This window comes from Pseudoflavonifractor sp. MCC625, from assembly GCF_018784545.1.
Taxonomy (GTDB): Bacteria; Bacillota; Clostridia; order Oscillospirales; family Oscillospiraceae; genus Pseudoflavonifractor_A; species Pseudoflavonifractor_A gallinarum.
Map to the genome: position 1 here is coordinate 292395 of NZ_WQOJ01000048.1, position 8775 is coordinate 301169.

7 protein-coding genes are annotated in these 8775 nt (G+C 60.8%); 3 read left to right on the plus strand and 4 right to left on the minus strand.

The genetic code is table 11. The annotated features are described in order from the left end of the window. Positions 1–13 precede the first annotated feature (13 nt). The 4 genes from GPK94_RS15750 to GPK94_RS15765 form a co-directional block, all read right to left on the minus strand. On the minus strand, positions 14–742 hold the full coding sequence (locus GPK94_RS15750) for a F420-0--gamma-glutamyl ligase (RefSeq protein ID WP_215656249.1): 729 nt from the start codon (positions 740–742) through the stop codon (positions 14–16). 162 nt (positions 743–904) lie between these two features. Next, positions 905–2701 carry an NADH-dependent [FeFe] hydrogenase, group A6 gene (locus GPK94_RS15755; RefSeq protein ID WP_215656250.1) on the minus strand — a complete coding sequence of 599 codons (1797 nt, stop codon included), beginning with the start codon at positions 2699–2701 and terminating at the stop codon, positions 905–907. Next, positions 2698–3963, minus strand: coding sequence for an NADH-ubiquinone oxidoreductase-F iron-sulfur binding region domain-containing protein (locus tag GPK94_RS15760; RefSeq protein WP_215656251.1), 1266 nt, complete (start codon positions 3961–3963; stop codon positions 2698–2700). The genes GPK94_RS15755 and GPK94_RS15760 overlap by 4 nt, the downstream gene beginning before the upstream one ends. Positions 3964–3978: 15 nt before the next feature. Next, entirely contained in the window at positions 3979–4479 is a 501-nt protein-coding gene (locus GPK94_RS15765) for an NAD(P)H-dependent oxidoreductase subunit E (protein WP_101692637.1), read from the minus strand. Positions 4480–4809: 330 nt separating this feature from the next. On the opposite strand from GPK94_RS15765, the gene GPK94_RS15770 reads away from it, so the two are divergent. From GPK94_RS15770 to GPK94_RS15780, 3 genes are read left to right on the plus strand one after another with little or no spacing between them, the layout of a single operon-like run. Next, positions 4810–6327 (plus strand): spore germination protein, encoded by a 1518-nt coding sequence (locus tag GPK94_RS15770; RefSeq protein WP_215656252.1) that lies wholly within the window; start codon positions 4810–4812, stop codon positions 6325–6327. Further along, positions 6324–7490: a Ger(x)C family spore germination C-terminal domain-containing protein gene (locus tag GPK94_RS15775; RefSeq protein WP_252192674.1), complete on the plus strand. Its 1167-nt coding sequence runs from the start codon at positions 6324–6326 to the stop codon at positions 7488–7490. The genes GPK94_RS15770 and GPK94_RS15775 overlap by 4 nt, the downstream gene beginning before the upstream one ends. Then, positions 7477–8571 carry a GerAB/ArcD/ProY family transporter gene (locus tag GPK94_RS15780; RefSeq protein WP_215656253.1) on the plus strand — a complete coding sequence of 365 codons (1095 nt, stop codon included), beginning with the start codon at positions 7477–7479 and terminating at the stop codon, positions 8569–8571. The genes GPK94_RS15775 and GPK94_RS15780 overlap by 14 nt, the downstream gene beginning before the upstream one ends. Positions 8572–8775 lie beyond the last annotated feature (204 nt).

The following is an 8775-nucleotide window of genomic DNA, read 5'->3' on the forward strand; positions in this document are numbered from 1 at the left end:
TGATTGATTTGGATTACAGGGAGGTGTTTTCTGCTGCCTGCTCTTCCGTCAAAGGACGGATGAGGACGAAGGGGGTCAGCTGGCGGTCCTGGCCGGCGGGGTTGTCCCGGATCAGGTCCAGCAGAGCTTCGTCGCTCTCCTTGAGCTGGGAGCAGTGGCCCAGCATCTCCACGTTGAGGTCGTTGGCGTCCACGATCATGGAGAGGATGCCGGTCTGTTCAAAGATCTCGTCGCAGACCCCAGCGGGATTTTCGGGGATGCGCACGCCCATATGTTCATACTCGGGGATGTCCTCGCCGTAAAAGCCGTCCAGACCGGAGACCTCCAGACCGGCGATCCGGTAGAAGGTGCCCCGGACGCCGCGGAGCTTGTCGATGGCGGCCCGGAACGCGGCCCACAGGATCTTGGGCAGACCGCAGACATTGATGGCAAACTGCATCTTGATGGGCAGACCCATGCCGGGGCCGGCGGAGGTTTGATGGACGAAGCGGGAGAGCACCTTGGCCCAGAAGCCGGGCTTGAGTTCCTCTTCGGTGACCACCCGCTTCTGGCAGATGGCAATGACCTTTTCGCTCATGGAGAGGATGTCCCCCTCCTGATAGACGGGCTTGACATACCGCTCCATCAGGTCGATATAGCTCTCTCCCACCGTGACAAAATGGGTGGCGATGGCATGGCGGGCCCAGGTCTTGCCCATGGCCTGGATGGTGACGCTTTTTCCTTCGTTGGCATGGAATTCCATGAACGTTCCTCTTTTCACAGATATATAGTATCGGGCGGCCGCAGGGGCCGCGGCGGGTTTTCGGCAGACATTATTATAACCAGTCCCCCTCCAAAAGGCAACGGCGGAGGAGGAAATTTCAGAAAAATCCCCCGGAAGCCGCGGCTTCCGGGGGATTTTTGATTACTTTTTCGCCGAGTCGGGCAGGAACTTCCGGTACTTCTCAATGTAGGGAGAGAAGTCATAGCGCTTGGGCCGGGGGAAATACTCCGTGTGGAGCAGTTCGTGGGCCTTGTGGCTGAGGGGATGATCGAAGAACTCCTGATAAATGGTCTGGATATCGGGGTTCTCGTGACTCTTACGCAGAGGCAGGCTCTTGTCCAGATCATAGAGGGCCTTGATGCGGGCCTTGCGCTTTTCGTTGTTGGTGCCAATGGGCTGTCCGCCGCCGCCGATGCAGCCGCCGGGACAGGCCATAATCTCGACGAAGAGATAGTCGGCCTCGCCGCTCTGAATCCGGCGGATGACCTCCTCAGCGTTCTTCAGGCCGTTGACCACGGCCACCTTGAGGGGCGTGCCGTCCAGATCGATGGTGGCCTCCTTGATACCGCCCACCTCGCCGCGGACCTCCTCGAACTCCAGGCGGGGCAGTTCCTTCTTGGTGTAGAGCTCATAGGCGGTACGGAGCGCAGCCTCCATGACGCCGCCGGTGGCACCGAAGATGGCGCCCGCGCCGGAGCCGGTGCCCAGGGGAGAGTCAAAGTCGCTCTCAGGCAGGTTCACCGGGTTGAGACCCTCGTAGCGGATGAGCTTGGCCAGCTCGCGGGTGGTCAGGACCACGTCCACGTCCTGATAGCCGTCCCGGCCCAGTTCGGGACGGGTGGCCTCGAACTTCTTGGCGGTACAGGGCATGACCGAGACCGAGAAGATGTCCTTGGGATCCCAGCCCATGCGCTGGGCATAATAGGTCTTGAGGACCGCGCCGAACATGCCCTGGGGGCTCTTGGCGGTGGAGAGGTTGCCGATGAGTTCGGGGTGATGCTTCTCCATGAAGTTGACCCAGCCGGGGGAGCAGGAGGTGATCATGGGCAGACGGCCGCCCTTCTGGATGCGCTCCAGAAGCTCAGAGCCCTCCTCCATGATGGTGAGGTCGGCGGTGAAGTTGGTGTCAAAGACCTTCTCAAAGCCCATCATCTTGAGGGCGGTGACCATCTTGCCGGTGACCAGCGCGCCGGGCTCCAGCCCGAAGTCGTCGCCCAGGGCCACGCGGACCGAGGGAGCGATCTGCACCACCACGTGCTTGTTGGAGTCGTGGAGGGCGTGACGGACATGGCTGGTGTGATCCACCTCGGTGAGGGCGCCCACGGGGCAGACCAGGGTACACTGGCCGCACAGGACACAGTCGGTCTCGTTCATGGGCAGGTCAAAGGCGGTGGTGACCTTGCAGTCCGCGCTGCGTCCGGTGAAGGAGAGGGCACCGATGCCCTGGACCTCGGAGCAGACCTTCACGCAGCGGCCGCACTTGACGCACTTGGAGGGATCACGCACGATGGAGGGGTTGTCCAGACGGGGACGCTCGTGAGAGGAGACGTCGGGCAGGTCGGGCTTCAGACGGTTGAAGCGGCGGCACAAATTCTGCAGGTCGCAGTTATTGTTGCGGGCGCAGGCCAGGCAATCCTGCCGGTGATCAGCCAGGATCAGGTCCAGCACGCCCACCTGGGCGTCGTAGACCCGCTTGGAGTCGGTCACGACCTCCATGCCCTCCCACACCAGGGTGGAGCAGGCGGCCAGCAGCTTGCGCTGACCAGTGACCTCCACCATACACATACGGCAGTGAGCCTTGATGGACTGGTCGGGATGATAGCAGAGGTGGGGGATATCGATGCCGATGCTCTGGGCCGCCTCGATGATCCGGGTCCCGGCGGGAACCTCCACGGGCATATGATTGATGGTCAGATGGATCATTTTGGTCTCGCTCATCTGACAGCCACCTCCTTCTTAACGGCAAATACTTCGGGGAAGCGCTTCATGGCGGAGAGGAGAGCGGACTGCGCCGTCTCGCCCAGGCCGCACATGGACGCGGTGGACATAATGTTGGCGTATTTCTCCATGAGCTTGATGTCCTCTTCGGTGTGGGTGCCCGCGGCGATCTTGTCCAGGAAGCGGGCGATGTGGCGGTTGCCCTCCCGGCAGGGGGTGCACTGGCCGCAGGACTCATGGGAGAAGAACTGCTGGGTCATGCGCAGGAAGCCGATGACGCTGGTGCGCTCATCCACCACCAGGATGGCGCCCGAGCCGATGGCGGTGAGGTCGGCGCCCTTCATGCCCTTGTAGGTGTACTGGGTATCCAGCTGGGCCGGAGAGGCCAGCCGGCCGGAAGCGCCGCCCAGCTGGACCAGCTGGAGCTGATGGCCGTCCTCGATGCCGCCGGCCAGGTCATAGATGATCTCCCGCAGAGTGATGCCGAAGGGAACCTCGAACACACCGGGATTCTTGACGTTTCCGCAGACCGAGATGAGCTTGGTGCCGGGGCAGTCGGGCGTGCCCTGGCTCTTGTAGAACCCGTCCTTGTCCAGCAGCAGCGGGGGTACCAGAGAGAGGGATTCCACGTTGTTCACACAGGTGGGCAGGTGGAAAGCGCCGCACTGCTTGATGAAGGGGGGCTTCATGCGGGGACGGCCCGAGTGGCCCTCCAGGGATTCGCACAGGGCGCTGCCTTCGCCGCAGACATAGGCGCCGGCGCCCGAGTAGAGGTGGATGTGATAATGGAAGCCCTCGTGGCCCAGAATGTTTTCGCCCAGATAGCCAGCCTTTTCACACTGCTCGATGGCAGAGAGCAGCTGGGGACGCAGATGGGAGTACTCCTCCCGCATGTAGATGTAGCCGTTATCGGCGCCCACCGCCCAGCCGGCGATGATCATGCCCTCCAGCAGCTGGAAGGGGTCCTTGGAGAGGAGCTCACGGTCCTTGAAGGTGCCCGGCTCGCCCTCGTCGGCGTTACAGACCACGCACTTGTGGGGGGCCTGCACCGCCCGGGCCTGGGACCACTTGCGTCCCATGTCGTAGGCTGCGCCGCCGCGTCCCTGGACGCCGTTGTCCGCCAGAAGCTGGGCGATGGCGTCCCCGTCCATATCCAGCGCCTTGCGCAGGGCGGTAAAGCCGCCGATGAACTCATAGGACGCCAGGCTGGAGGGGTTATACTTCCCGAGATTCCGAGTGATGAAAGAGACAGTCTTACTCATGCCTTCACGCCTCCCTTAATCAAGCTGGCGGAGCATATCCATGATACGCTCCTCGCTGTCCAGATGGCCGTAGACCACGCCGTTGACCCGCACCGCAGGGGAGACGTCGCACGCGCCGAAGCAGGGGACCTTTTCAATGGAGAAACGGCCGTCATAGGTGACCTCTCCCACCTCGAGATTCAAAAGCCGCTTGAGGGTCTCACACAGTGCGTCGCTGTCCTTGACCCGGCAGGGGGCACTGTCACACACCTGGAGGGTGTACTTGGCCCGGGGCTGATCGTGCAGGGCGGTATAGAAGGAAATGACGTCGTAGACCTGCGTGGGAGGAATGGACAGCCGCTCGGCCAGATAGTAGGCGGCGGGCTCGGGGATATAGTGCCGCTCCACACCGGCCTCCAGGTCCAGCAGGATCCCGACCAGCTGGGTGGGATCTCCGTTATGACGGGCGATGACGTCGTCCACCAGGGCCACCAGTTCGGGCGTAAGCTCATTTAATTTCTGTGCAAAGGGCTTCATGCAGGGGCCTCCTTTTTAAACCCGTACTGGGCTGTACGGGTGAGTTTAAAAAACAGAAACTGCGGTATAAAGTTTATAAAAAGTGGTACAAACAGAAAAAAAGATGGCATACAGCCATAAAAAGTGCCGACTTGGAATTTATGATTCAATTTTATACTCATCATTCTAAATTTGCAAGTACAAAAATACTTAGGACAGTATATATGGAGAAACAGACAAAAACACTGGGCTAAACATAGATAATATGACGAATTAGCGTGGTATAAAAAGGGGAGGGTATGGGCAGAATGAAATCGATCCATGGCTGGATGATATGGGGGAGGGAGCGCTATGTGGGATCGAAAGAAGCGGGAAGAGGCCGTGCCGCCGCATCCGAGAAAGGAGCCAAGGCTGGAGGGACCGCTTACCCTGGAGCGAATCCGGGAAGTCTTCCGGGACTGCGCGGACTTTTCGGTGCGGGAGGTGGAGCGGCCGGGGGGCAGCGGAGAAAAGCTGGTGCTCTGTTCCATTATGGGAATGGTAAAGCTGGAGCGGGTCAGCGACTATATCCTGCGCCCCTTGGCCCAGGATGATGCGCTCCGGCAGCTGGACAACCGGGCGGCCTACCGCCGAATGGCGGAGGGCGCCCTTTACAATCTGTTGGTGACCGAGCGGACTACGGTGGACCAGGTGGCCTATGATCTGGTGAGCGGATGGTGCATTCTGTTTTGCCCGGGAGAGAGCACCGCCCTCTCTCTCTTTGTGGCCACCGAGGACAAGCGCGCCGTGGGCCCGCCGGTCAACGAGACGGTGCTCAAGGGCGCGCGGGACGGCTTTGTGGAGAGCCTGCGCACCAATACCAGCCTGGTGCGCCGCCACATCAAGGCGCCCGAGCTCAAGATCCGGGAGCAGATCGTGGGACGACAATCCCTGACCAGCGTGGACATTGTTTGGCTGGACGGGATCGCCGACCCGGAGACCGTGGCAGAGGTGGAGCGGCGAATGGCCCGGATCGACATAGATGCCGTGCTCTCCTCGGGAAATCTGGAGGAATATCTGGTGGATGATGTTGCCACCGCCTTCCCGCTGATCCAATATACAGAGCGGCCCGACCGGTTTTGCGGCGGCCTGGCGGAAGGCCGGGTGGGCATCTTAGTGGACGGCCTGCCCTTTGGTTACCTGGCCCCCGGCACGGTGAGCAGCTTTCTGCGGGCGGGACAGGATAAATCCAACAACTGGCTGCTGGCCTCTGTGCTGACGCTGCTGCGCTATCTGTGCGTCCTGGTGACGCTGCTTCTGCCCGCCCTCTATATTGCCATGGCGACCTTCCATCAGGAGATGATCCCAACACGCCTGGCTCTGTCCATGATCGCGGCCAAGCAGGATGTGCCCTTTCAGACGGTGTTTGAGGTGCTCATTATGCTCATCGCCTTTGAGATTTTGCAGGAGGCCGGGCTGCGGCTTCCCCAGTCCATCGGACAGACGGTATCCATCATCGGCGGTCTGGTGGTGGGTCAGGCGGCGGTAGAGGCCAAGATCGTCTCGCCTGCCGTCCTCATTGCAGTGGCCATCGCGGGCATCGCGGGCTATACCATGCCCAGCCAGGAGGTGGCGGGCGCGCTGCGGATGTGGCGTTTCCTACTGGCGGTTCTGGCCAGTGCGGCCGGACTCTTCGGCGTAGTGGGGGGCGCGGCGCTGCTGGTCTATCACCTGGCCAAGATAGAGAGCTTTGGCGTGCCCTATCTGGCGCCCTTTGCGGGTGGAGCCGGCCTGGGCGGAACGGCACGGGCCGTGGTGCGTGCCCCGCTGCCCTGGCAGAAGCTGCGGGAGCGGATACTGAAAACCCCGAACAGGAGAAAGCAGCGATGAAACAGGTAAAACGAATGGGGTGTCTTGCGGCCGGTGCAGCCCTGCTGCTGGGACTGAGCGGGTGCAAGGAGACCTTTGATTTTCTGCCCTACTCCAGAGAGTTGGAGAATATGGCACTCATGCGGACCATGGGTGTGGATGCCGGGGAGGGAGAGAGTATCTCCGTGACGGTATCCAGCGGAGAACAGAGCAAAGGCAGCGGAGAGGGCAACAGCAGCGCGGTGGTCCTGCAGGAAGAGGCCGAGACCATCAGCGGAGCCTGCCTGTCCATGCAGGGCAGGGGAGTATCCTATGTTTTTTACGGGCACGTGGGCCAGTTGCTGTTGGGAGAAGAACTTGCCCGCGCGGGAGTGGATACCTCTCTGGACTATGTGCTGCGGGATATTGAGATGCGCCTGCAGACCAATGTTTATCTGGTGCGGGGCGCCCGGGCGGGGGAGGCCATTCAGGCGGCCGCAGAGACCGGGTCGGCCACCCGGCGTCTGGAGGCCATGGAAAATGACGCGGGGCTCCTGTCTCACTCCATGTCCCGGAGTGTGGAGGACGCGCTTCAGGATTTGGAGGAGACAGGATGTACCTTTCTGCCCTCCCTTCGTCTGGAGGGGGAGGAGCGAACCATGGCGGCCGATGGATATGGTCTCATTCAATATGGTCAGCTGGTCGACTGGGTGGACGGCGATGGGGCGAAAGGCGTGAACCTTCTCATGGGAGAGGTGGATGCCGATGTGCTGGAGCTGGACCTGCCCGAGCTGGGGAAGGTGGCCCTGCGGATTGTAGGGGCCAAGAGCCGGGTGGAGCCGGTGGTGCAAGACGGGAGAGTGACCGGGCTGACGGTGACCTGCCGGGTGGACGCCAACCTGGCGGAGGGCGCCGGAGAAGTCAATTTGGCCCGGGAAGAGATCCGCAGACAGCTGGAGGAGGCCCTGGAGCAGCGCAGCCGCAGTCGGTTGGAACAGGCACTGGAATACTGCCGGACTTGGGACGCAGATTTCTTTCAGCTGGAAAACCGAGCGGGGCGGTCGGCTCCCTGGCAGAAAGAGATGCTGAAAAAGGAGTGGGAGCCGTCCATGCCGATCGAAGTTCGGGTGGAAGGGACCCTGCGCCGGGGCTATGATGTGGGAAACGAGTTTACCATGAGGGGGAACACCAATGAAGACCGATAATATTTCCATGCGGCAAGTATTGTCGCTGCTCAGCGCAGCGCTGCTCTCTCCTCTGATCTTACTTCTTCCGGGGGAGACTGTGGCAGTGGGAGGACGGGCGGGATGGCTCTCCGCGCTGGCAGCGCTGCCTGTGGCTCTCTTGGTGGGATGGGCATTCCGCAGATTGCTGGTGGCGGCCCCGGCGGGGACGGGACTGGCCGGTGCGCTGGAACTGGCCTTTGGACGGTGGGGCGGCCGGGCGGTCACTCTGGTCTATCTGGTGTGGGGGGTGCTGCTGCTGGGGTGGAATACCCGCTGGTGCGCCTTTCGCTTTCTGGCCACTACGTACCGCAATGCGCCGCTCAAGCTGTTCTTTTTTATTCTGTTGGGTGTGACCTTATGGATCGGGCGGGGAAAACGTGTGGCCTTCCTGCGCGCGGCGGAGGTGTTTGCACTGGCACTAGGCATTGCCCTGGTGCTGGCGCTGGGCCTGGGGACCCTTAAGACAGAATGGGGAAACATTGCCCCTATTTGGATTGAAGATCTGCCCGGGGCCATATGGGGGGCGCTTCCGGTGCTGGGACTGCTGGGCTATGGCGTATATGCCGCCTTTCTGGGCGGGCATATGGCGGGACGACCGGAAAACGGGAGGCAGCTCACCCGCTGGATCTGGGGAGCGGGGATCCTGTTGGCGGTGTTCCAGCTGGTGTGTATTGCGACTTTTGGTCCGGGCCTGATCGAACGAATGGATATCCCCTTTTTTATGATGGTAAAGGATGTACGAGTGCCCGGAGCTTTTGAGCGGGTGGAATCCCTAGTGATGGCACTGTGGGTACTGGCTGACCTTGCACTGTTGGGAATGCTGTTTTTTGGCTGCCGGAGCGTGCTGGAACATTGGAATGGTGGAGCGTACCGGGAGTGGATGCCCTGGGTGATTGCTGGAGCAGCTATGGCAGCTGGACTATGGACGGTACCGGATGCCTTTCAGTTGAACTGGTTGATGGAAAAGGCGGTCACAGTGGGGAATGTGTGTGTGGGTATCCTGCTCCCTGTCATTGGGGCAATTATCCTGTATATAAAAGAAAGAAGGCGGACAGAATAACATCATAGAAATGGAAGCCAGACCCACTGCAAAGAAAAAGTGAAGAAAAGTGAAAAAAGGTGTTGACAAAAGTGGTGTGGGGTGGTATTCTATCTGAGCGCCTCACGAGAGGGCACCGAAACAAGTCGAAAAGTGAGAAGAAACCGAGCGGAAGCTGGACGGACTTCGAGCGGGATTTGAAAAAAGTGCTTGACAAAGTGAGAA